This is a genomic window from Noviherbaspirillum sp. L7-7A, assembly GCF_019052805.1.
Classification (GTDB): domain Bacteria; phylum Pseudomonadota; class Gammaproteobacteria; order Burkholderiales; family Burkholderiaceae_D; genus Noviherbaspirillum_A.
The window spans coordinates 470,138-491,515 of sequence record NZ_JAHQRJ010000001.1 but is presented as its reverse complement, the minus strand read 5'-3'; the positions used below and the strand labels follow the sequence as shown (position 1 = coordinate 491,515).

General features: G+C 57.4%; 20 protein-coding genes. 6 read left to right on the top strand and 14 right to left on the bottom strand.

Going from position 1 to position 21,378, the window contains the following annotated elements; genetic code table 11:
• Positions 1–270: 270 nt before the first annotated feature.
• The 7 genes from KTQ42_RS02240 to KTQ42_RS02210 form a co-directional block, all read right to left on the bottom strand.
• Positions 271–1,116, bottom strand: a complete 846-nt coding sequence (locus KTQ42_RS02240; protein WP_217344021.1) for a metal-dependent hydrolase — start codon at positions 1,114–1,116, stop codon at positions 271–273.
• A gap of 73 nt (positions 1,117–1,189) precedes the next feature.
• The gene (locus tag KTQ42_RS02235; protein WP_194712824.1) at positions 1,190–1,387 is read right to left on the bottom strand and encodes a hypothetical protein; all 198 of its coding nucleotides are present in this window, start codon (positions 1,385–1,387) and stop codon (positions 1,190–1,192) included.
• A 155-nt stretch (positions 1,388–1,542) separates the two neighbouring features.
• The gene (gene fliS / locus KTQ42_RS02230) at positions 1,543–2,010 is read right to left on the bottom strand and encodes a flagellar export chaperone FliS (RefSeq protein ID WP_217344020.1); all 468 of its coding nucleotides are present in this window, start codon (positions 2,008–2,010) and stop codon (positions 1,543–1,545) included.
• Between the two features lie 434 nt (positions 2,011–2,444).
• The gene (locus tag KTQ42_RS02225) at positions 2,445–2,786 is read right to left on the bottom strand and encodes a flagellar protein FliT (protein ID WP_217344019.1); all 342 of its coding nucleotides are present in this window, start codon (positions 2,784–2,786) and stop codon (positions 2,445–2,447) included.
• A 5-nt stretch (positions 2,787–2,791) separates the two neighbouring features.
• Positions 2,792–4,837 carry a flagellar filament capping protein FliD gene (gene fliD / locus KTQ42_RS02220; RefSeq protein ID WP_217344018.1) on the bottom strand — a complete coding sequence of 682 codons (2,046 nt, stop codon included), beginning with the start codon at positions 4,835–4,837 and terminating at the stop codon, positions 2,792–2,794.
• A 19-nt stretch (positions 4,838–4,856) separates the two neighbouring features.
• Positions 4,857–5,243 (bottom strand): flagellar protein FlaG, encoded by a 387-nt coding sequence (locus KTQ42_RS02215; RefSeq protein WP_217344017.1) that lies wholly within the window; start codon positions 5,241–5,243, stop codon positions 4,857–4,859.
• 98 nt (positions 5,244–5,341) lie between these two features.
• A complete protein-coding gene (locus tag KTQ42_RS02210) occupies positions 5,342–6,862 on the bottom strand; it encodes a flagellin (RefSeq protein ID WP_217344016.1) in 1,521 nt (506 codons plus the stop codon).
• Between the two features lie 339 nt (positions 6,863–7,201).
• Between KTQ42_RS02210 and sugE the strand changes: the two genes are divergently transcribed.
• The gene (sugE, locus tag KTQ42_RS02205; RefSeq protein WP_217344015.1) at positions 7,202–7,519 is read left to right on the top strand and encodes a quaternary ammonium compound efflux SMR transporter SugE; all 318 of its coding nucleotides are present in this window, start codon (positions 7,202–7,204) and stop codon (positions 7,517–7,519) included.
• A gap of 308 nt (positions 7,520–7,827) precedes the next feature.
• Here sugE and KTQ42_RS02200 read toward each other — a convergent pair whose 3' ends face one another.
• Positions 7,828–10,140 carry an NADP-dependent malic enzyme gene (locus tag KTQ42_RS02200; protein WP_217344014.1) on the bottom strand — a complete coding sequence of 771 codons (2,313 nt, stop codon included), beginning with the start codon at positions 10,138–10,140 and terminating at the stop codon, positions 7,828–7,830.
• Between the two features lie 236 nt (positions 10,141–10,376).
• Between KTQ42_RS02200 and KTQ42_RS02195 the strand changes: the two genes are divergently transcribed.
• From KTQ42_RS02195 to KTQ42_RS02175, 5 genes are all read left to right on the top strand, one after another.
• Entirely contained in the window at positions 10,377–10,856 is a 480-nt protein-coding gene (locus KTQ42_RS02195; protein WP_217346780.1) for a rubrerythrin family protein, read from the top strand.
• A 36-nt stretch (positions 10,857–10,892) separates the two neighbouring features.
• Positions 10,893–11,057 carry a rubredoxin gene (locus KTQ42_RS02190; RefSeq protein WP_217344013.1) on the top strand — a complete coding sequence of 55 codons (165 nt, stop codon included), beginning with the start codon at positions 10,893–10,895 and terminating at the stop codon, positions 11,055–11,057.
• A gap of 211 nt (positions 11,058–11,268) precedes the next feature.
• Positions 11,269–12,465, top strand: coding sequence for an FAD-dependent oxidoreductase (locus KTQ42_RS02185; protein WP_217344012.1), 1,197 nt, complete (start codon positions 11,269–11,271; stop codon positions 12,463–12,465).
• Between the two features lie 886 nt (positions 12,466–13,351).
• Positions 13,352–14,320: a thiamine-phosphate kinase gene (gene thiL, locus KTQ42_RS02180; RefSeq protein WP_217344011.1), complete on the top strand. Its 969-nt coding sequence runs from the start codon at positions 13,352–13,354 to the stop codon at positions 14,318–14,320.
• Positions 14,321–14,328: 8 nt separating this feature from the next.
• Entirely contained in the window at positions 14,329–14,844 is a 516-nt protein-coding gene (locus KTQ42_RS02175) for a phosphatidylglycerophosphatase A (RefSeq protein ID WP_249222615.1), read from the top strand.
• Between the two features lie 848 nt (positions 14,845–15,692).
• Here the strand turns inward: KTQ42_RS02175 and KTQ42_RS02170 are convergent.
• The 6 genes from KTQ42_RS02170 to KTQ42_RS02145 form a co-directional block, all read right to left on the bottom strand.
• On the bottom strand, positions 15,693–16,478 hold the full coding sequence (locus KTQ42_RS02170; protein ID WP_217344010.1) for a putative hydro-lyase: 786 nt from the start codon (positions 16,476–16,478) through the stop codon (positions 15,693–15,695).
• Entirely contained in the window at positions 16,475–17,179 is a 705-nt protein-coding gene (locus KTQ42_RS02165; RefSeq protein WP_217344009.1) for an ABC transporter ATP-binding protein, read from the bottom strand. Before KTQ42_RS02165 ends, KTQ42_RS02170 begins: the two co-directional genes overlap by 4 nt.
• Positions 17,179–17,892 carry an ABC transporter ATP-binding protein gene (locus tag KTQ42_RS02160; protein WP_217344008.1) on the bottom strand — a complete coding sequence of 238 codons (714 nt, stop codon included), beginning with the start codon at positions 17,890–17,892 and terminating at the stop codon, positions 17,179–17,181. Before KTQ42_RS02160 ends, KTQ42_RS02165 begins: the two co-directional genes overlap by 1 nt.
• On the bottom strand, positions 17,889–18,929 hold the full coding sequence (locus tag KTQ42_RS02155; protein ID WP_217344007.1) for a branched-chain amino acid ABC transporter permease: 1,041 nt from the start codon (positions 18,927–18,929) through the stop codon (positions 17,889–17,891). Before KTQ42_RS02155 ends, KTQ42_RS02160 begins: the two co-directional genes overlap by 4 nt.
• A gap of 28 nt (positions 18,930–18,957) precedes the next feature.
• Positions 18,958–19,824 carry a branched-chain amino acid ABC transporter permease gene (locus tag KTQ42_RS02150; RefSeq protein ID WP_217344006.1) on the bottom strand — a complete coding sequence of 289 codons (867 nt, stop codon included), beginning with the start codon at positions 19,822–19,824 and terminating at the stop codon, positions 18,958–18,960.
• Between the two features lie 112 nt (positions 19,825–19,936).
• The gene (locus KTQ42_RS02145) at positions 19,937–21,202 is read right to left on the bottom strand and encodes an ABC transporter substrate-binding protein (RefSeq protein ID WP_217344005.1); all 1,266 of its coding nucleotides are present in this window, start codon (positions 21,200–21,202) and stop codon (positions 19,937–19,939) included.
• Positions 21,203–21,378: the final 176 nt, after the last annotated feature.

Below are 21,378 nucleotides of genomic sequence, written 5' to 3'. Positions count from 1 at the left end.
CAGCCGCCGTAGCCTGGGTTGAGCGCAGCGAAACCCGGGATCCGCCACACCACTCCTCCGGTGCAATCGCAACACGCCGGCATGCCAATCAGCCGGATGAACCGCTTCAGGCAAGCACGCTCCCGGAATGGCGGATTGCCATTCCGGGAGCGTGCTTGCGCTGCCGGAGGTTTGAGGCGACCCGGGTTTCGCTTTGCTCAACCCAGGCTACAGTTGCCGATCAGGACGCATGCGGCCCGGACCACCAGGACGCATGCCCCCGCCCGCCGCTCAGAAAGTCAGCTTCTCGCCGGGGCTGATCGGAAACACCTTGGCCTGGCCCTGACCCAGCGCGCTGATGTACTCGGCGGTGGTGCCCTTCAACTGCGGCGTGGTGCCGTAGTGGATCGGAATGGCGAAGCGCGGCTTGATCATTTCCTTCGTGGCATAGGCCGCGTCCTTGGGCGACATCACGAAGTGACCGCCGATCGGAATCATCACCACGTCCGGCTTGTAGTACGACCCGATGAACGCCATGTCGCCAAACAGGCCGGTGTCGCCCATGTGGTAGATCTTGAAGCCGTTCTCAAGCTCGATGACGAAGCCGGCCGGCTCGCCGCCAGCATGCACTTCATCCTTGCCGGTGGCGGCATTCTTGTGGGCCAGTTCCGAGCTGTGCTCGGCACGGACCTGGGTGATCTTGATGTCCGCGCCGATCGGCGTCACCGTGCCGCCCTTGCCGAAGCGCACCGCCTGGCTGGCCGGCAAGATGCCCAGCGCCGCCACCGACTGCATCAGCCCTGCCGGGCCATAGACCGGGGCATTGGTAAGCTTGGCCAGCGCCGGCGCATCGGCGAAATGGTCGAAGTGGCCATGGGTCACCAGGATCAGGTCGACCTTGCCCATTGCCTCCAGCGACTTGAACTGCTCGGGCGTCTTCGGATTGCTGGTGACCCAGGGATCGATCACGATCACCTTGCCGCCCGGCGTGGTAATGCGGGTCGTGGCCTGGCCCAGCCACTGGATCTCGGTCTTGCCCTCGGCCTTGCTCTCTGCCTTGTCCTGCGCATGCAGATGGGGAGCGGCTGCCAGCAGGGCGGCAAGCATGGCGGCGGCGTGGAATGCGGTTTGTCTCATGATTTTTCCTTGTTATGGCAGTTCACATAAAAACGGCGCCTTCAATGAAGGCGCCGTATGGCGATGCCGGCCCTCAGGCCAGCGCTTCCTTTGCCGCTTCCTCCGGCGTCAGCCCGTCGTAGAACTGGTCGGTGAACCACTCGATCTGTTCCTCGATATGCTCCTGGGCTTCTTCCACCGTGGCGCCGCCCTTCACCAGAAACCCTTCCACTTCGATGCACCAGTGAATCAGCGCCAGGGTTTCCTCGTCGAGTTCCTCTTTCTTGGCCATAGCGTCACCTTTCATCAAGTCGGCACGCCTGTCTTATAGCACGGCCCTGCGTCTTGCAGCAGGGGAACCGGCCGCCGGTGCGGCTCTGCGCAAAAGCCGCGGCGATTGTGCAGTGCAACCGCCATCGAACACGCTGGCGCCGGCGCCGTTCCCGCTCAGACTGCGTAGGCGCGCAGGCCCTGCGGCGCGGCCGCCGGCGGCTGCATCGCGGCAGCGCGGCTGCGTGCCGCGGCTTCGGGATCGATCGCCAGCCATGCGCCGCGCAGGTCGCCCAGCAGGCGCTGCGCCTCTTCGATGTCTTCCGTGCGGTTTTCCAGATTGGCGCGCAGCAGGCGAGCGGAAATGTATTCGTACAGCGAATCCAGGCTGCCCGCGATGGCGCCGCCCGCCGACCTGTCCAGGCTGGCGCGCAGGCCTTCCTCGATGATGCGTATCGCCTTGGAAATGGCGCGGCCCTTGGCCGCCACATTGTTGGCGCGCATTTCGATCAGCGCGATATTGAGCGAGGTGAGCGCGCCGTCGAACAGCATCACGATCAGCTTGTGCGGGCTGGCTGCGGCCACGCCGGTTTCCAGGCCTACACTCGCGTAGGCGTTTGCGCCCTTGTTCATCGAACCAAACATTGCTCTCTCCTTGAAGTCCCTGCGCCGCCGCCTTGCCGGCGCTGCTTGTTTGCAATTTCACTTTCCTTAACGGCACATCCGGATGAATCATTAGCGTTTACAGGATTGAATGCCGATAAAAATTTTCGGTGGGAGAAGAAGAAAGCGTTAAAGCGATGCATACCTGCAAATTGGATCGAAAATTCGCAGGGTGGAATACCCCAAAGGGGCATTCCACCGCCTCTGCCGTTGCAAGCGCCGGGCTGGCGTGGCTACCGTGGCGGTATCGCATAATGCCCCTTCGGGGTATTACGCCCTACGTCTTCCATGATGCTTTACCTGCTCATAAAAATTTTCCTTGGGATGAGGAAGAAGGAAAACACGGGACCGCAGCCCAAGGGCAGTCGCCTCATGCGGAACACCCGCCATTGCAGCGGGCCGTCATGGAAATTGCGCTAGCCGTAAGCCCTGGCAATGCGCCGTGCCGAGTCAACGCTGTCGAGCAAAGCGCCAACGCTCGCGCGCCACTCCAGCGCCAGTTCGCGGCGCTTGGCCTGGTTGGCCAGGATCTGTTCAATCAGCGCCTGCTGCCTGCGCAGCACGTCGGCAGGACGCCGCTGGCCGGCGTCGGCCTGCTGCAGCATCGCAAACAGCGCATCCTGCTGCTGCTCCTGCCCGGCCAGCAGTTCCCATTCCCGTTCGCCGGTGGCAGCCAGCATCCTGGCCGACAGGTCGGCCATCTTCTGGTAGGCATCCAGCAGCTGGGCATCATCAAGCATGGGATGGTCGTGATTCATTATTCTCAGTCGGAAGAACTCGACAGCGACGCGATCTGCTTCAGCTGCTGGGTCAGGTAGGAGCTCACGGAATTGAGCTTGCTGATCTGGGTGTCGAGCGCGGTGAACTGCTTGCGCAGGGCCGCCTCGCGGTTGCTCAGCCGGTTCTGCTCCGCTTCCTGCTGCTTGCGCAGGCTGGTGATCGAGGAATTCAGGCCCTTGGTGCGGGCATCCAGGCTGCCGTTCTCGCCGATGATGGTACCCACCAGGGCGCCGAACTGCGACGCATAGCCACGCGAGAAGTTAATGGTTCCACGGTCGCCCGTGGCGCCGCCGGTGATGGATACCTGCAAGCCTTCCGCATCGCCAGTGCCGGCGGTCAGAATGCGGCCCTTGCCGGTTGCGCTGGCGCCGTTGATGGTTCCAGCCACATCCTCCCCCGCCACCGACAAGGGGCTGCCGCCGAAGACCTGCTCGGCGGCGGTGCCCGACACCGTGAACGTCGAGCTGCTGCCGTAAGCATCGGACGTGATCGCAATCTTGCCGTCCACCACCGCCACCTTCACCGGCGAACCGGCATAGGCCTTGCTGGCATTCATCTTCGATTGCAGGTCCAGCGCCAGCGCGGCCGCATCGGCGTAACTGTCATTGAGCGTGATCTCGCTTTGCACGCCGGCCAGGCCCAGCGACAGCGTATTGGCCGGCGCTGCGAATGTCAGCTGCGTCGGCGCCGCTGCCCCGGTTACCGTGCTCTGGCTGGCCATCTGGCTGATGTTCAGGCCGTAGGCGCCGGCCTTGGTGGCGGCGGTCGAGGTGGTATAGGACACCAGGCTGTCGCTGGCCTTGCCGGCCGCGGCGAACAGCCCTGCCACATCGTTGAAGTTGGTCTCCAGGGCCTTGGTCAGCTTGGCGGTATCGAGTTCCAGGTTGCCATTCTTCTGCATCGTCACGCCGATGTCGGACAGCCGGCTGTAGGCGCCATAGCCGCCGCCGATCGAGCTCGACAGCAGTCCGCGCAACTGGCTTTGCGCACCGCGTATCGAGGAATCGCCATTCAGGATGGCCCCGGTCTTGGTGGTGGCGTTATAGGCGGAGGCATCGCTGAGGGTCTTGGCGATGGCATTGTAGGCGCTGACGAACTTGTTGACTGCCGATACGACCGAGGCGCTGTCGCGCGCCACCGTCAGCGTGGTCGGGCTGCCGGCATTGGTCTTGGCCAGGTTGAGCGTCACGCCGGCAATGGCGTCGGTGACGGTGTTGGATGGCTTCTTCACCTTCAGGCCGTCGAGGGTGAATTCGGCATCCTGCGCCGCCACCGTTTCCTTCAGGTTCTGCGTTGCGCTTGCCGGGTCATGGTTGAGCAGGCCCGACAGGCCGCCGTCCGGGTCGTCAGATACCGATATCTTCATGCTGCTGGCTTCGCCGGTGGCGGTATTGGTCAGCACCAGACGGTTGGGCTGGGCGCCGCCATCGTTGACGATGGTGGCGGTCACGCCGATCTTGGCGCCATTGATTGCATCGCGTATGCCGGCCAGGGAATTGTTGCTGGAGCCGATGGTGACGGTCTTGCTTTCAGCGGTGCCGGGCTTGAAGGTCGCGCCGGTGTAGGTGCCGTCGGCGTTCCTGGGCGGCGCGGGATAGATGCCTGAGCCGGCCGGGGTTTCAACCGCTCCGGCGATGGTGCCGAACTGGAAGGTGATGGTGCCGGTGCCTACCGTCGTCGCGGTCGATGCCTGGCCTGCTGTCACAAGCTTCTGGGCCTGCGCCAGCTTGCTCACTTCCAGCGCATAGGCGCCGGGCGTGGCGGCCGACGTCGCCTTGGCCGACAGCACTGCGGCATCGGCCACGCTGGCGGTGGCGGCCTGGAACTGCTGCACCGTCGACAGTGAATTGACGGCGGTCTGGAATGTCGAAAATGCGCTTTGCACCTGCCCGAAGGCCGACACCTTGGACTGGTAGGACGCTTCCTGGGTCTGGAGCGAAGTCAGCTTGCGTCCTTCAACCGACATCAGCTGGGTCACGATGGTGTTGATGTCCAGGTTGGAACCGATGCCGGGAGAGGACAAGCCCATTTGCGATACTCCTTGCGTGTTATGCCTGCGTCTTGATGAACATGCCCTGGAACTTGTCGATCTGCTTCGATATCGCCAGCAGTTCCTTGGACGGGTATTGCCGCAGCACGGTATCGGTGTCGGTGTCGACCACCTTGACGATGGTGCGGCCCGAATCCTCGTCGATGGAGAACAGGATGCTGCTGGCATGCTGCTTCATTGCGGCATTGAGTTCTTCCACCCGCTGCCTGACTTCCTTCGGATCGGCTTCGGCCGTTTCGGCGCCGGTACTGATACCAGCCACTTCCTGCTGCTTCACGGCCTCCGGCTGCCGCGCCGCGCGCAGCTGCAGATCCGTCTGTTTGTTGTCTGCGCCCTGCGTGGCGAGCGGCGACAAACCGGCGCCTGATACTGGAGCGATGTTCATGATGCACCCTTTCTGCTAATGACAAAACGGAAAACAGTCGCCCGTTTTCCGTTTTATTCGAGAGAACGTCCTGAAACGTTACCGGGCGAGCCCGGCGATTAACCCCTCAGCAGCGACATCACGCTGTTGGGCAGCTGGTTGGCCTGGGCCAGCATCGCGGTACCGGCCTGCTGCAGGATCTGGCTGCGGGTCATGTTCGCGGTCTCCGAAGCGAAGTCGGTATCGGTGATGCGGCTACGCGATGCCGACAGGTTCTCGGTCGTGGTCGCCAGGCCGGAGACCACCGAGCCGAAGCGGTTCTGCAGGGCGCCGAGGTCGGAGCGGCTGTCGTTGATCGACTTCAGCGCGCCGTCGATGGCTTCCAGGGCTTTCTGGGCGCCGGCGGCGGTGGAGATGTCGATGTTTTCGACGCTTGAGACCGAGGACACTGTGGTGGCAGCGGTGACGCCGGTGGCCAGGCCAGCCTTTGCCACGCTTGCGCCGCCGACGACGATGCCGGCGGAACTCGTGCTCGACAGGCTAACCGTGCCGTGGGTGGTAGCCGCTACGCCGGCGGTGCCGCCGGTGACGGATTGCGTGCCCATGCTCAAGCCGGTCTGCGCATCCAGTGCGGTCTTGTTTGCAGTGGCAGTTGCGGCATCGGCGGCACTGCCATTCATTCCCAGCGCCACGTCACGACCGTCCGCAGCAGTCAGCTTGACTGCGCCAGTTGTGGCATCCGCAGTCGCCGTCACGCCGGTCTGGGAACTGATCTTGTTGATGGCGGCGGCAACGTTCGCGCCCTGGCCGGCAGCAGTCGTGCCGGCAGCGATCGCGCCGACATCCACGCCGTTGACATTGAACGTATTTGCAGCAACCGCCGTGAAAGCCGTGGCCGCGCTGCCTTGTACGGCGGTCGAATTGGCGGTTGCGGTCACACCGCTTTGAGCCGATACGGCATTGATCGCGTTGGCAACCGAGTAGGCACTGGCGGCCGACTGACCGGGCGCGGCGCCAACGTTGGAGGCGCCAACCTGCTGGCCGTTCAGGGTCAAGTCGCCGGCGGCAAGCGCAGCGGTGGTTGCGCCGCTGGTCAGCTTCGCGCTGCTCGACTGGCCAGCGCTGCCCAGTTCAGACGTACGTGCGCTGCCGATCTTGTTGACAGTAATGCGGTCGTTGTCAGTGTTGTTCGCGCCGATCTGGAAGGTCTGTGCATTGAACGAGCCATCCAGCAGCTTCACGCCGTTAAACGAGGAGTTCTTCGCAACGCGGTCAATCTCGCTCTTCAGCGCGGTGACTTCGGTCTGCAACGCAGCACGGTCCGAATCGCTGTTCGAAGCATTGGCTGCCTGCACCGACAACTCACGCATGCGCTGCAGGTTGTTGGAGATCGAGCCCAGGTCGCCTTCGGCGGTCTGCGCCAGCGAGATGCCGTCGTTGGCGTTACGAGCTGCTTGATTCGAGCCGCGGATCTGGGCGGTCATGCGCTCCGAGATCGCCATGCCGGCGGCGTCATCCTTGGCGCTGTTGATGCGCAGGCCGGAAGACAGGCGCTGCAGGGAAGTCGTGAGGCCAGCCGACGAGCTGCTCAGGTTACGTTGTGCATTCAGGGAAGCGACGTTGGTATTGATAACGGACATGCTGTTCTCCTAAGAAACTGGTTAAGAAATCTGGCTACTCAGCCAGCCCGTTCGGTGCCCTGTTCGGCGTTCCCTGCGGGTTACAAGTTACTTAACGGAGGGTCCTGAAAAACCTTGAGGAACTTTTTGAAGTTTTTTTTAAAAAGACTTGACAGTTGACTAGTCGGCCCTGATGGCCCGGCTTTAACGGCAACTGATGCAAATTCTTTAATAATCCTGCATAAACGGCACATCCATGTGCAGCGAGGCAGAAGGCTTGCTTGCGCTCTTCACCGATTGCCGCGGATTGCGTACCGTTGAGGCTTTGCGTTCAACGGCGCGCGTCGCCTTTACGGATTCATGGACTGGATACTTCTCATCATCGCCGGCCTGTTCGAAGTGGCCTGGGCCATTGGCCTCAAATACACCGAAGGCTTCACCCGCCTCTGGCCCAGCCTCGGCACCGCCGCTGCAATGCTGGTCAGCATAGGATTGCTTGGCGTTGCAATGCGCGCCCTGCCGGTGGGGACAGCGTACGCGGTCTGGGTAGGCGTGGGCGCGGTCGGCACAGTCATCCTTGGCATCGTGCTGTTCGGCGAATCCGCCAGCCCGGCACGGCTGGTCAGCGTGGGGCTGATCGTGGCCGGGATCATTGGCCTGAAGCTGGCGGGGGAATAAGGCTGTTGCCATTCAAGCGCCGTTGAGGGCGCCGTGACAACGCTACCGAAGTACGAAAACTGCAGGTTCGTAGGGTGCAATACCCCGCAGGGGCATTGCACTATTAGTCGATCAAGAAGTCGGCCGACATGACTATTACGGTTTGCGACCCATGGTGCAATGCCCTTCGGGTATTGCCTCCTACGCGAGCGACATTCCCTTCACGTCAAGAGCCATTTTCATCGCCGGCCACCCTGCCACGCAAATAAAACAAAAGGCAAAAAAAACCGCTGCCTTCAGCAGCGGTTTTTGTTCAAAACCCAAAGCGCTCAGCGCTGATACACCGCATCTACCACGCACAGCGCCGTCATGTTCACGATACGGCGCACGGTGGCCGACGGCGTCAGGATATGTACCGGCTTGGCGCAACCCAGCAGCACCGGCCCGATCGCGATGCCGTTGCCGGCCGTGGTCTTGAGCAGGTTGTAGGCAATGTTGGCGGCGTCGATGTTGGGCATCACCAGCAGGTTGGCTTCGCCGCTCAGGCTGCTTTCCGGCATGGTGCGCTTCAGCAGCGCCGGGTTCAATGCGGTGTCGCCATGCATTTCACCGTCGACTTCCAGCTGCGGGTCCAGCTCGCGCAGCAGGCCGAGCGCGGTGCGCATCTTTCTTGCCGACTCGCTGTTGCTGGTGCCGAAGTTGGAATGCGACAGCAGCGCCACCCGCGGCATCAGGCCAAAGCGGCGCATTTCCTCGGCGGCCAGCAGCGTGATCTCGGCGATCTGCTCGGCGCTCGGGTTCTCGTTGACATGGGTGTCGACGATCATGATCTGGCGGTCCTGCAGCAGCAGCGCATTCATCGCCGCATAGACATTGACGCCCTCGCGCTTGCCCAGCACATGATCGATGTAGCGCAGATGCACGTCGGTGGTGCCGTAGGTGCCGCAGATCATGCCGTCGGCATCGCCCTTGTGGACCATCATGGCGCCGATCAGCGTATGACGACGGCGCATCTCCAGCTTGGCGTACTGCTGGCTGATGCCTTTCCTGATCGTCATCTGCAGATAGGTCTCCCAGTAGCTGCGGAAACGCTCGTCATATTCGGGGTTGATGACCTCGAAGTCCACGCCCGGACGCAGGCGCAGGCCGAACTTCTCGATGCGCTGCGCCAGCACGGCCGGACGGCCCACCAGGATAGGCTTGGCCAGGGTCTCGTCGACCACCACCTGCACCGCGCGCAGCACTTTCTCTTCCTCGCCCTCGGCATAGACGATGCGCTTCAGTTCCGCCGGCGCCTTCTTGGCCACCGCGAAGATCGGCTTCATGAAGGTGCCGCTGCGGTAGACGAATTGCTGCAGGCGTTCGGTATAGGCCTGCACATCCTGGATCGGGCGTGCGGCAACGCCGCCCGCCTCGGCCGCCTTGGCCACCGCCAGCGCGATGCGCTCCATCAGGCGCGGATCGAAAGGCTTGGGGATGATGTATTCCGGGCCGAAGGACAGGTTGGTGATGCCGTAGGTGGTGGCGACGATGTCGGACTGCTCTTCCTGCGCCAGGCCCGCGATCGCATGCACCGAGGCGATTTCCATGTCGCGGGTGATGGTGGTCGCGCCGCAATCGAGCGCGCCGCGGAAGATGTACGGGAAGCACAGCACATTGTTGACCTGGTTCGGGTAGTCCGAACGGCCGGTGGCGATCACGGCGTCGCTGCGCACTGCCTTCACGTCTTCCGGCGTGATTTCCGGATTCGGGTTGGCCAGCGCCAGGATCAGCGGACGCGGCGCCATCTTCATGACCATGTCCTGCTTCAGCACGCCGCCGGCCGACAGGCCGAGGAAGATGTCGGCATCGGCGATCACGTCGTTCAGGCTGCGGGCCTCGGTCGGCTGCGCAAAGCGCGCCTTGTCCGGGTCCATCAGTTCGACGCGGCCGGAATACACCACGCCGGCCAGGTCGGTGACCCAGATGTTCTCGATCGGGAAGCCGAGGTCGACCAGCAAGTCCAGGCAGGCCAGCGCAGCCGCGCCGGCGCCGCTGACGACCAGCTTGCATTCCTTCATGTCCTTGCCGACCACCTTCAGGCCATTCAGGATGGCGGCGCCAACGATGATGGCAGTGCCATGCTGATCGTCGTGGAAGACCGGGATCTTCATCTTCTCGCGCAGCTTGCGCTCGATGTAGAAGCACTCGGGCGCCTTGATGTCTTCGAGGTTGACGCCGCCGAAGGTCGGCTCCAGCGCGGCAATGATGTCGCACAGCTTGTCGGGGTCGGTTTCATTGACTTCGATGTCGAAGACATCGATGCCGGCGAACTTCTTGAACAGCACGCCCTTGCCTTCCATCACCGGCTTGGAAGCCAGCGCGCCGATATTGCCCAGCCCGAGGACGGCGGTACCGTTGGAAATCACGGCAACCAGGTTGCCACGCGCGGTATAGCGGAACGCGTTGGCCGGGTCGACCACGATTTCCTCGCAGGCAGCTGCCACGCCGGGTGAATAGGCCAGCGACAGGTCGCGCTGGTTGGTCAGTTGCTTGGTGGGAGTAACGCTGATTTTTCCGGGAGTCGGAAATTCATGATATTCGAGCGCCGCCTGGCGCAATTGCTGGCGAATTTCTTCTTTCTGGTCGTTCGGCGTATCCATTGCAACCTTCCTATGAATTCTTACGGAAAGCTGACGATTTTAGCAGACGCTTGACATTGAACTAATAGGTATTTTCACGAATCAAGAGTTGGTTAATAAGGTGCAATACATTTCTGCCAAGAATATTCTTGAAAGCTATCCCTTCGATAACTACAATCAATTTCGCAGATCGATTTATTTTGGCTATGATCCACTCCATTCTGATTTGCCGAATTAATTTCATAAGGGAGTACATCATGGCCGACCACAATTCCGTTACGGTGCAAAACCTCGAAGCCGCGTTTGCCGGCGAGTCGATGGCGCATATCAAGTACCGTTATTTCGCCAAGCTGGCGCGTGCCGCCGGCGCCGAAGATGTCGCGAAGGCCTTCGAAGCCACCGCTGACCAGGAAGTCATGCATGCCTTCGGCCATCTCGATCTGCTTTATCCCAAGGCGAAGATGACTCCTGCGAAAGCGCTGGAAATCGCGATCGAAGGAGAAACGTACGAATATACCGAGATGTATCCGAAGTTCCGCCACCTTGCAGTGGAAGAAGGCAATCAGGCTGCCGTGGCGGAGTTCGATGAGCAAATCGCCGAATCCAAGGAGCATGCCGAGAATTTCCGTCGCACCCTGGAAATGGCGGCCAAGCGCTTCGCCGCGCTGGCCAAGGTTGAGGAGCGCCACGCCAACCATTATCGCGACGTGCTGAACGCGCTCGGCAAGGCCGCCTGACGGCACAATGAATTCAACTTCAACAAAGGGAACCCAATGAAAACCTATCAATGCGTCGTTTGCGGCTTTGTCTACGATGAAAGCATCGGCATGCCGGAGGATGGCATCCCCGCCGGCACCCGCTGGAACGACATTCCCGACAACTGGGAATGCCCGGATTGCGGCGTCTCCAAGGCCGATTTCGAGATGGTGGAAATCTGACGCCAGCCGGACGAAGGCCGTCAGCCGGCTCAACGGCCATGATGCGTGGCCGGCCGGGCTGAGGCCAGCCGTTGACGCAGCCGCTATACTGGCGCTCCGGAATCCGCAGGTTCACTGCTGCCGAACCCGCGTTCTCGCTGCGAGACAATAAGATACTGAAGCGCGCCATCCCGGTCATCGGCATGGCGCGCATTTTTTGCAAGGATGCTTCATGAAACCGATCATCATCATTGGCGCCGGCATGGCCGGCTATACCGCCGCCCGCGAATTGCGCAAGCTCGACAAGGAAGTGCCGATCACCATCATCACAGCGGACGATGGCGGCTTCTATTCCAAGCCCATGCTGTCCAACGCCTATGCCCAGAAAAAGCTGCCGGCCCAGTTGATAACGCAAAGCGCAACCCAGCTTGCGGCGCAGATAGGCGCCACCATCCTGACCTCCACCACGGTAAGCGGCATCGATACCGCCGAGAAAACCCTCGCCACCAGCGGCGGCGTTCTCGACTATGACAAGCTGATCTTTGCCATCGGCGCCCAGCCGATCCGTCTGCCGCTGCAGGGCGATGCCGCCGGGCAGGTAATGTCGGTCAATCACGTGGAAGACTATGCCCGCTTCCGCGAACTGCTGGATGCGACCGAAGCCGGACGCCAGGCGCGGGTGATGATCCTGGGCGCCGGCCTGATCGGCTGCGAATTCGCGGACGACCTGGCTGGCGGCGGCCATGCCGTCACCCTGATCGACCCCAATCCGCTGCCGCTGGCGGCGCTGGCCGCGCCGGCATTGTCCGAGGGTTTGCAGGCAGCGCTGCTGACACGGGGCGTAAGGCTGTGCCTGGGCACAACGGCGACGCGGATCGATCACAGCGAAAAAGGGGTGAAAGCCACGCTGGCCAATGGCGAGACGGTGGAGGCCGACATCGTGCTGTCAGCGGTCGGCCTGCGACCCAGCACTGCACTGGCCCAGGCTGCCGGGCTGAAGGTCAATCGCGGCATCGTGGTCGATGCCTATGGCCAGACCAGCGCGCCGGACGTCTATGCGCTGGGCGATTGCGCCGAATACACGCAAGCCGATGGCGTCACCCGCATCCTGCCGTATATCGCCCCCCTGCTCAACGCCGGCCGTGCCATTGCCAAAACACTGACCGGCACACCAACCGCTATCGATCTGAAGCCAGCGGCAGTCATCGTCAAGACGCCCTGCTACCCGCTGGCACTGGTGCCGCCGCCGCAAACTGCGCTGGAAAGCGGCAGATGGCACACGACCGAGGAAAGCGGCCGCACCGTATGCCGCTTTATCGATGCGGAAGGCCTGGTTGCGGGATTTGGCCTGTCGCACCACGAAGCCGCAAGCCGCCAGGTATTGATGGCGGAACTGGGCAAGAGCCCGGCAGCGGACAGCGCGGGCTGAATCCGGCAGCAGCGCCAGACCAGGGCTGCAGTGCGCAGCTGCAGCAGCAGGAGGTGGCCCCGGTTTTCGGCTCTATGGATAACAGCTTGATTGAGCTTGATTTAGAGCGTCTGGCAACATGTTCCTGCCCCCGTTGCGGCGGATTGCGGCACGGCGCATGCAATGTGCGCCGGCACGGCTGGCCAGGGAGACGCTACGCTCAACGTGGTAGACGCTATTCGCGCGGTGTGAATGCTTTCCGTTGATTTTTACCGCGCGCCAACAATCCAGTGACGCAATAGCGTCCTTTCCAAGCAGCTGGTAAACAGCTGTTTCCATGCCACTTTCAAGGTTTTCACTATCTACCTCAACCGTAGTTACGCTTAAAATCGCTGGGAAAGCGTTTCCAGGCAACTAGGTTTTCCGCCAAGGCGTGACAATGTATTTCGCAACAGCCTGCCAGGGAGTCATTGCGGCTTCCCGCTAGCATGTTTCCGCTCTGACTGGCTTAGGCAAAACCGAGCCAATTGGCGCCGGAACAAGGAATAAGCAAGGTCTTGCAAAGCCCCGCCCTGCTTTGCGCCGGCATACGATGTGAACCGGCAGCCGCAGACGCGCTCTGCAAGGGCAGCGATGCATCGTGACTTTTCAACAGCGAAGAACAGCATCGTAATACAGGGGTCAATCTGGCCGGAATCGGCAATCTGGACAAGCTGAAATCGCCCCGGCCGGCTTGCTGCCTGCAACAAGCATATAGATAACACTTGGCACTGAACGGGCTTTCCATGGCATGTCGCTGCGTTCTATGCCAAGGCTCACCCCGCCAGGCCAATGGGTGAATAAGCGTCCCACGTCGCTTCAGCCGTGCCACATAGTCCGGCCGGAACCGGCTCAAGTACAATCGCGCATGCTTTCCGAATTCAGCCTTATCTCCCGTTACTTCACCCGCACGCCGTCTGCCAACAGTGGCGTCGATCTGGGCGTGGGCGACGACTGCGCGCTGCTGGCGCCCGCACCGGGCATGCAGTTGGCCATTTCCTCCGACATGCTGGTGGAAGGCCGCCATTTCTTTCCGGGCGCCGACGCGCGACTGCTGGGGCACAAAAGCCTGGCAGTCAATCTGTCCGATCTGGCTGCCATGGGCGCAAAGCCAGTCGGCTTTACCCTGGCGCTGGCCCTCCCAGCGCTCGATGAATCCTGGCTTGCAGACTACTCGGCCGGCCTGTTTGCGCTGGCCGATGAACATGGCTGCCAGCTCATTGGCGGCGACACCACCAAGGGCCCGCTCACCCTGTGCATCACCGTGTTTGGCCATGTTCCGCCCGGCCTCGCGCTGCGCCGCGACCAGGCCCGGGAAGGCGACGATATCTGGGTCTCGGGTACCTTGGGCGATGCACGCCTGGCTCTGGCTGGCTACCGCAGGGAGTGCAGCTTGCCGGATGCCGAACTTGCAGCAGCCGGCCTGCGCATGCACGCGCCCACGCCGCGGATTGCACTCGGGCTGGCACTACGGGGCATCGCCCATGCCGCCATCGATATCTCCGATGGCTTGATCGGTGACCTCGGACACATTCTTGAACGTTCTGGCGTTGGCGCGACCGTGAACGTGGATGCCGTCCCCGCCGGCGCTGTACTGCGTACGCAGGAAAGTACCATGCGTCGCAACTACGCCATGGCGGGAGGAGACGACTATGAACTCTGCTTTACCGCACCGCCGTCTGCCCGGGCCGAAATCAATGCCGCCGCGCAGCGCGCCCAGTGCGAAGTGACCCTGATAGGCACTGTGGACGCGATACCGGGACTGCGACTCATTGATCGCTCCGGCAAGCCGTTATTGCTGCAGGTGCAGTCTTTTGATCATTTTTCCACGCCGTGATTGAATCCATGCGCCCGACAGTCAGCTTGAAGTCCACTGCCGCTCTGGCGCAGTTCATGCTCGCCCATCCCGCACATTGGCTGGCGCAGGGATTTGGCAGCGGCTTGTCCCCCGTGATGCCTGGCACGGCCGGTACGCTGATGGGCTGGGCCTTGTTCGCTGTACCAACCGGTCTCTGGCCCGCCGTCTTTACCCCGCTGTTCTGGGCCATTGCCATACTTGCGGGTTTCATCATCGGGATCTGGGCCTGCGACCGTACCGGGCGCGATATGGGTGTTGCGGATCATGGCAGCATGGTCTGGGATGAAATCATTGCTTTCTGGCTAGTCCTGCTTTTCCTGATGCCAGGCGATCTCGCTACCCAGTGCGCAGCTTTCCTGTGTTTCCGTTTCTTTGACATGGTCAAGCCACCACCCATCCGATACTTCGACAGGCAAATCAAGGGCGGCTTTGGCGTAATGTGGGATGACATCGTCGCAGCGTTTTATACATTGCTTCTGTTTAGTCTCTGGCGCGCCAGCTGATATGGCGTGATTTGTTTGTCATTGTTCATTGCTTTAATAAACGGCAACGACTATGCCGAACAACGAAGCTCCGGGTTACTGGCAAGCCCTATGTTAATAAGGAGAATATCATCCTGCGTTCACATGCTGCATGCATGAAATAAAGCGCTGTTTTTTCCATGCTGAATGGCTTTCCCTGTATTCCCGTAGCGTCTCCTTTTCCTATTTTTTCAGCGTTTCCTCTCCGTCACAATGCATCCCTCGGATCGGAATGCTGCCGCCTGCGGCTTAACTATCCGGCTAATCCATCCGGCTAATGCGACTGCCTTACGTCTTAGTATTGACAGGTCATGAACTACCAGCAAAGAACCAGGGTTTTTATCCAGCAAAGCTGTATCCAAGAATCCGAGCAGCACAGGTGCCTGCCGGGATGAATGGGTTCGCCTGGCATCGTGTGCTTCGATCCTGCCTAGGCAGATCGATTCACGTTATGTTCATCAGGTACAGCGCAGATGGGTAGGACTAAATCGGATAGGGTGAAATCAAGCCAAAGCACGGATATTCCTGCGTCTTGACAGGCAAGGATCAGCATAAGCAAAAGCGCCCGTTCAAGCCGGTCCAGGTTCAGAAGGCAGCGTCCATGCTGCGTATAACAAACTTAATGCTGAAGCTTGGCCTTGCGTCATGAATCAGGCCAATGTAGCAATGGCATGTAAAGTGAAATGTTAAGCATTACGGTGAGGTAATGCAAAGACAATGCGAGCATCTGGCCAGTAGAGGTTGTCAGATGCCCGCAAGAGCTTGCAGCATTTTTGGTTTGTGAATAAGGCACCAATGGGAACGAAAGAGAACAAGCAGACACGATGAAATCAAACAAACTCTTCATTTTTTAAATCAGTTACTAGCATCTTTCCAGGCGAATGAGTAAGGCAGAAAGGTAACTTGCTCAATTCGGCAATATATTGCGGCGTGACACCACATGCCCAAAACAATGGCAATTCATCCTCCATCAAGTGGACCGGATCACCAAAATCAGGTTTTGACAAATCGGCAATTCCCAGCCCTTGCGGAAAACCGATATGGACAGGAGCACCGTGCACACGAGGATAGCGGGCAGTAATCTGGACAGCGCGTGCGGCTTCCGAAGCCTTTATCGGACGCATGCTTACAACCATGTTTCCCCGCATGCGCCCCGCTGAATGACATGCCAGATTCGTTTTATACATTGCGACATTTTTTTGCTGCTCGACATGGCGTAGTGCAATTCCTTCACGCATCAGCGCGTTTTCGAATGAGAAGCTGCACCCCAATATAAAGCCGACCAAGTCATCCCGCCAATGGGACTGGATATCTTCCGTTTTTTCAGTAAGCACGCCATTCCTGTAAACACAGTACCCAGGAAGATCCGTGCGCAGGTCGCCCCCTTCCGCACATGCTGGCGTGAAGCAGCCTGGCTCCAACACTTCCACCAGCGGGCAAGGCTTGGGATTGCGTTGGCAAAATAGAAGAAAATCAAAGGCATATTCGGCTGGCACAATCATCAAGTTTGCCTGCACGTGGCCATCTGCCAACCCTGCAGTTTGGCCTGAAAAGGCGCCAGCCCGACATAGCGCCCGGATTTCTGCCGGCGTGAAATTCTGAAGGGAAGTGTTCATAGTCCGAGATAAGCTTTCTTGATATCAGGATCATTCAACAATTTCTCTCCAGTGCCTTCCATGACGATGCGCCCGGTCTGAATTACGTAACCGTAATGCGCAATTGCCAACGCCTTGTGCAAACTCTGCTCAACTAGAAGTATGGAAACGCCCTGAGCGTTAATCAGTTGTATGGTATCGAGCACCTTGGTGACAAACTTGGGCGCAATCCCCCAGGACGGCTCATCCAGCAACAGCATCTCGGGCTTGGCCATGAGTCCACGGCTAATGGCAAGCATTTGCTGCTCGCCGCCACTCATTGTTCCTGCCAACTGCGTGCGCCGCTGTTTAAGAATTGGAAAAAGGTTGTACATCGTATCGATGGACTCTGCAATCTCGTCCTTATTGCTCCTGCTGTAAGCACCCAATTCCAGGTTCCGCTCAACAGTCAGTCTTGCAAAAATTCGCCGCCCCTCCGGGACAAGCGACAGCCCAAGCCCTACACGCTTATGTGCAGGAACTTTTGCTATATCTTCACCTTTAAAAAAGATCGAGCCATGGTCAACTGCGTTTAAGCCGGCAACTGCTCTCAGCGTTGTTGATTTTCCGTTGCCATTCCCGCCAACAAGGGCGACGATACTACCTGCGCGCACATCGAGATCCACCTTGGAGACAGCAAGAACCCCGTCATAACTCACTTTTAAATTCCGAAGCTGGAGCATTATTCGTCCCCCAGATAAGCTGAGATAACTACTGGATCATTTGATACAACCTGCGGCGGTCCTTCAGCGATTTTTCTTCCGTAATCCAGAACAACAATTTTGTCGGCAATCGGCATGATCCCTTCAAGAACATGTTCAACAATCAGACAAGATATGCCCTGACTCCGGATCTTCTTTACGGTATCCACCATCTCCTTTACTTCAGAAGGATTAAGGCCAGCCATCACTTCGTCCATTAACAGGAGTTGTGGCTTGATTGCTAACGATCGAGCGACAGCTAGCCGTCTTTGTTCGCTAATCGTCATGCTGGAGGCTGGCTTATCAGCAAATCTCGAAAGACTGACCAGTTCCAGCAATTGCCAGCCATGCTCCTTTGCAACGGATACATTTCTGTTTTCCAGTACCGCACCGACGATTACATTTTCCAGTGCACTCATACTGTGAAAAGTGCGTGCCACCTGAAAGGTACGGCCTATGCCCATGCGAGCGCATTGATCCGGCCGCAAACCACTGACTTCGGTCCCGTTCAGCCAGATTTTTCCTGCAGTTGGATGAGCATAGCCAGCGATGCAATTGAACATTGTGGTTTTGCCAGCGCCATTTGGCCCTATCAATCCGACGATCTGCCCAGCATCCATGTCAAATGAGATATCTTCATTGGCGCAGATCCCCCCGAAACGCTTCGACACTTTTTCCACGCGGAGAAGAGTCATATGCCCCTCCCTTCCAGCCGAGTCTGGCGGATTGCAGTACGTCTGGATAGGAAACGACGGACCCATCCGACAACTCCAGATGGATAGTAGACGGCAACAACCACGATTAAAGCAGCGTAAATTACAAGGTCCGTTCCTTTTCCAGAGCCGCCAAACAGCATGCGCGTACCTTCCTCGATAAGGGTAAGAACTGCCGCGCCAATGACAGGTCCTGATAATGTGCCAACCCCTCCGAGAATCGATACCAACGCCATTTTTATGGAAAGGCCAGTGTGCAAAACTGATGCCGGGTCGATATAGAGTTCTTTATGTGCATACAAGCTGCCACCTAATGCAGTAAAAAAACTGCTGATGGCAAATGCGATTTGTTTGTACAGACTAAGGTTAACGCCCAAACTTTGAGCCGCATCTGGCTCGTCCTTTATTGCACGCAAATAATAACCAAGATAGCTTTTTTCAATTGCATAATTAACTGCCAATGTCAGCAACAACAAACCCAAAGCAAGATAATAATAAGGTTCCTTTTCCGCAAAGATCAGAAATTTCCACCCGCCTTCCATAGGCAAATTAAGACCGACTGCAGCACCCGCAAATTCCCAATTAGTGAAGACAATTTGGATAATTTCAGCAACAGCTATGGTCGCCATTGCAAAATAATGTCCTTTTAAGCGAAAACAGGACCAGCCAACAGCCAAGCTAATGGATGCAGCCAACAGCCCACCAAGGGGAATGGAAACCCACGGGTTGATACCCAGTTTCGTAAATAATAGAGTGGAAGTATAGGCACCGAGTCCATAGAATGCGACCTGACCTAATGAAATTTGCCCAGCATACCCCCCAATGATATTCCATGCCACACCAAGCTGCGCGGCCATGAGTACCAAGATGACGAAGTTCTGATGCGACGGCGATTTTTCAAAAAACGGAAAAAAAATTACTACACCGAGCAAAAACAGCAGGGCAAGACGTGTAGGCCATTTATACCCTGCTGATCCATAAGCAGTGCTAAAGACCGGTTGTTGATTCAACTGATTCATATTTCTCCCTGAGGCCTTTATAGACTGTTTAAACTTTTCCCATTAGACCTTGTGGTCGGAACATTAACACTGCAAGGAACAAACAGAGCACTATTCCCATCTTGTATTGCGGACCAAGAAAAAATCCGCCCATAACTTCAATCACGCCAACCAAAATACCGGCGATCAAGGCACCTACAACACTTCCAAAGCCGCCGAGGTTCACTACAACGAAAGCAGTTAAAATAAAGTTAGCACCGATTTCAGGAAAAATTGGAAAGAAAGTGGAAAGTAAGCCGCCAGCGACGCCTGCACATGCAGCTCCTACGCCCCAAGCCAGCGTAAACATGCGCTGTGAATCTATTCCCATCAACCGCGCTGCTTCTTTATCAGCCGCAGTGGCTTCCAACGCTGCACCTGTTCTTGTTTTGGTCAAAAACAAGTAAATCCCGAGGGTAACTAAAATTGCGCCCACCCCCGCAGTAAGCTGGGGCAAGCCAATTTGAATTCCAGATAGAGATACAGTGCCACTAACGACGGAATTTCCAACTGTCCTAAAATCAGGTTTCCATAAGAATTGTGCCAGACCTCTAAATAGAATCATCAAGCCAAAGGTAGTAAAAATCTGGGAAAGCATGGGAGCATCTATAATTTTCTTGATCACCACTCTATAGACGATCGCTCCCACACCAAAAAGGAGTATTGCGGTGAGAGGGAGAGTGTAAAGCGGATCCAGATGATAAATCGCATAGAGCCAAAAGCTGCAATACATACCCAGCATCAAAAATTCGCCGTGTGAAAAATTCACGATATCCATCACACCGAAAATAAGCGTTAAACCTATCGCAATTAGTGCATAGATCAGGCCAATTAGTAGCCCTGAAGCGAGAGTCTGGATGATAATTTCTGACGTCATTTAAACTCCTGGCAAAGCGATCTGGTAACGGTACATAGAGAGCAAGCGTCACCTCGACGTCTTTTACCCAAGCGTCAAGGCGGCACTGCAATTCCCAATAATCAAGATCTATTCATTGCACCCATTTAGGCATGGGCCAGATGACGTCGCGTGTTGCCAAATTAAAAGGCCAGATCGTATGATATTTTCCATTGACAATCTGTACTAGAATGCCCGATCCGAGGGTATTCTGACCTTGCTGATCAAACTTTATGCCCTTCCAAGGCATAATGGTATTTTTGCCGTCAATATTGGTTTCCGAGAGTGCTTTCCTGATTGCCTCCGGCTCTGTGGAACCTGCACGATTGATAGCATCAGCGAGGGTTAGCAACCCGGTAAAAGTGCGAGAAGAATTGCCAGTGAAATTGACTTTGTAACGGCTGCGAAATAGCTCGTTAACCTGCCCAATAAGCGGTTTGCTTTTCGCCAGATCTAATGACCATACTTCCCGAGTGATGATATGGTCGGCATCCTGCCCTAAAGTCCGAATGAATTCTGTATCGGTGAAACCGGCATTATTGGCCAGAATCATATCTGGCGAAAAATTAAGCTCTTTATAAGTTTTCATCGCCAGAATTGCATCTCCCAGATAAGAAGACTGTAATACAACCTGTGGCTTCCCGGACTTCAGACTTTGAATTTCAGATGTCAATTGCGTGCTCTTTGCAGGGTACGATATTGACTTTACAACATTAACTCCACGCTCCTCGGCAAGCTTATTCTCTAGCTTTGCGGTTTCGTTACCCCACAACGTATTTTCGTTAAAAAGCGCGATCTGGCCTACTTTTATTGCTTTTTTGGCTTCCAGATCTTTAAAGAATTCGAAGAAATTGTAAACAAACAGGTCATCGTGGGGAGTGATGCGATAAAACCATTTAAAATTTCTTGCCGTCAGAGATGTTGATGACGAATCGGGGTTCAGATAAGGAACCTTGTATCTTTCTGCGACCTGGCTGGATGTCGCGGTCACATTGCTGAAATAAGCGCCAACCACCGCAACAACTTTTTCCTGCGTTATCAGTCGCTCTGTCTCGGTTGCGCCGATTTGCGGATTACCTTGGTGGTCTGCAAATACCAGCTTGATTTTTGCGCCCTTTAGGTTAGGTAGGCCGCCTCCACCGGAAAAAGGTAATTCTGGAATATCCTTGGCTCCGTTGTTAACAATGTCAGCAGCCAGTTCGAGGGCTCCTTTAAGTTCTGCCCCGGTCGATGCTGCAGCGCCGGTCAGAGGATAGAGAACACCAATTTTGATTTCTTGCTGCGCCATGGCCAAGGTGCTGGCGGCAAAGGCAGTTAAGAAACATGCAGTTCTCGTTAAGGCGTTCAATGAAAATTGCATCGAGCATCTCCTTTAAATATGTAAAACCATCTAATAATGCAAAAAGAACAATATTTCAAACAAGTTGCTGGTACAACGAATGCTGATTTGGTGCGTACTAAGTAGTTTTTTGGACTTATTGCTTGTCGGTCGATGCTCGGTTCGATGTTTTCCGTGAGGATGTGCCTGCCGAAATT

Excerpts from the sequence above, each read along its gene's own strand:
- KTQ42_RS02145 (WP_217344005.1), bottom strand. The coding sequence starts at position 21,202 with ATGCAATTTTCATTGAACGCCTTAACGAGAACTGCATGTTTCTTAACT.
- KTQ42_RS02185 (WP_217344012.1), top strand. The coding sequence starts at position 11,269 with ATGAAACCGATCATCATCATTGGCGCCGGCATGGCCGGCTATACCGCC.
- KTQ42_RS02175 (WP_249222615.1), top strand. The coding sequence starts at position 14,329 with ATGCGCCCGACAGTCAGCTTGAAGTCCACTGCCGCTCTGGCGCAGTTC.
- KTQ42_RS02210 (WP_217344016.1), bottom strand. The coding sequence starts at position 6,862 with ATGTCCGTTATCAATACCAACGTCGCTTCCCTGAATGCACAACGTAAC.
- KTQ42_RS02200 (WP_217344014.1), bottom strand. The coding sequence starts at position 10,140 with ATGGATACGCCGAACGACCAGAAAGAAGAAATTCGCCAGCAATTGCGC.
- KTQ42_RS02155 (WP_217344007.1), bottom strand. The coding sequence starts at position 18,929 with ATGAATCAGTTGAATCAACAACCGGTCTTTAGCACTGCTTATGGATCA.
- thiL (WP_217344011.1), top strand. The coding sequence starts at position 13,352 with ATGCTTTCCGAATTCAGCCTTATCTCCCGTTACTTCACCCGCACGCCG.
- KTQ42_RS02195 (WP_217346780.1), top strand. The coding sequence starts at position 10,377 with ATGGCCGACCACAATTCCGTTACGGTGCAAAACCTCGAAGCCGCGTTT.
- KTQ42_RS02190 (WP_217344013.1), top strand. The coding sequence starts at position 10,893 with ATGAAAACCTATCAATGCGTCGTTTGCGGCTTTGTCTACGATGAAAGC.
- KTQ42_RS02240 (WP_217344021.1), bottom strand. The coding sequence starts at position 1,116 with ATGAGACAAACCGCATTCCACGCCGCCGCCATGCTTGCCGCCCTGCTG.
- KTQ42_RS02225 (WP_217344019.1), bottom strand. The coding sequence starts at position 2,786 with ATGAATCACGACCATCCCATGCTTGATGATGCCCAGCTGCTGGATGCC.
- KTQ42_RS02170 (WP_217344010.1), bottom strand. The coding sequence starts at position 16,478 with ATGAACACTTCCCTTCAGAATTTCACGCCGGCAGAAATCCGGGCGCTA.
- KTQ42_RS02165 (WP_217344009.1), bottom strand. The coding sequence starts at position 17,179 with ATGCTCCAGCTTCGGAATTTAAAAGTGAGTTATGACGGGGTTCTTGCT.
- KTQ42_RS02215 (WP_217344017.1), bottom strand. The coding sequence starts at position 5,243 with ATGAACATCGCTCCAGTATCAGGCGCCGGTTTGTCGCCGCTCGCCACG.
- fliS (WP_217344020.1), bottom strand. The coding sequence starts at position 2,010 with ATGTTTGGTTCGATGAACAAGGGCGCAAACGCCTACGCGAGTGTAGGC.
- sugE (WP_217344015.1), top strand. The coding sequence starts at position 7,202 with ATGGACTGGATACTTCTCATCATCGCCGGCCTGTTCGAAGTGGCCTGG.
- KTQ42_RS02160 (WP_217344008.1), bottom strand. The coding sequence starts at position 17,892 with ATGACTCTTCTCCGCGTGGAAAAAGTGTCGAAGCGTTTCGGGGGGATC.
- KTQ42_RS02150 (WP_217344006.1), bottom strand. The coding sequence starts at position 19,824 with ATGACGTCAGAAATTATCATCCAGACTCTCGCTTCAGGGCTACTAATT.
- KTQ42_RS02235 (WP_194712824.1), bottom strand. The coding sequence starts at position 1,387 with ATGGCCAAGAAAGAGGAACTCGACGAGGAAACCCTGGCGCTGATTCAC.
- fliD (WP_217344018.1), bottom strand. The coding sequence starts at position 4,837 with ATGGGCTTGTCCTCTCCCGGCATCGGTTCCAACCTGGACATCAACACC.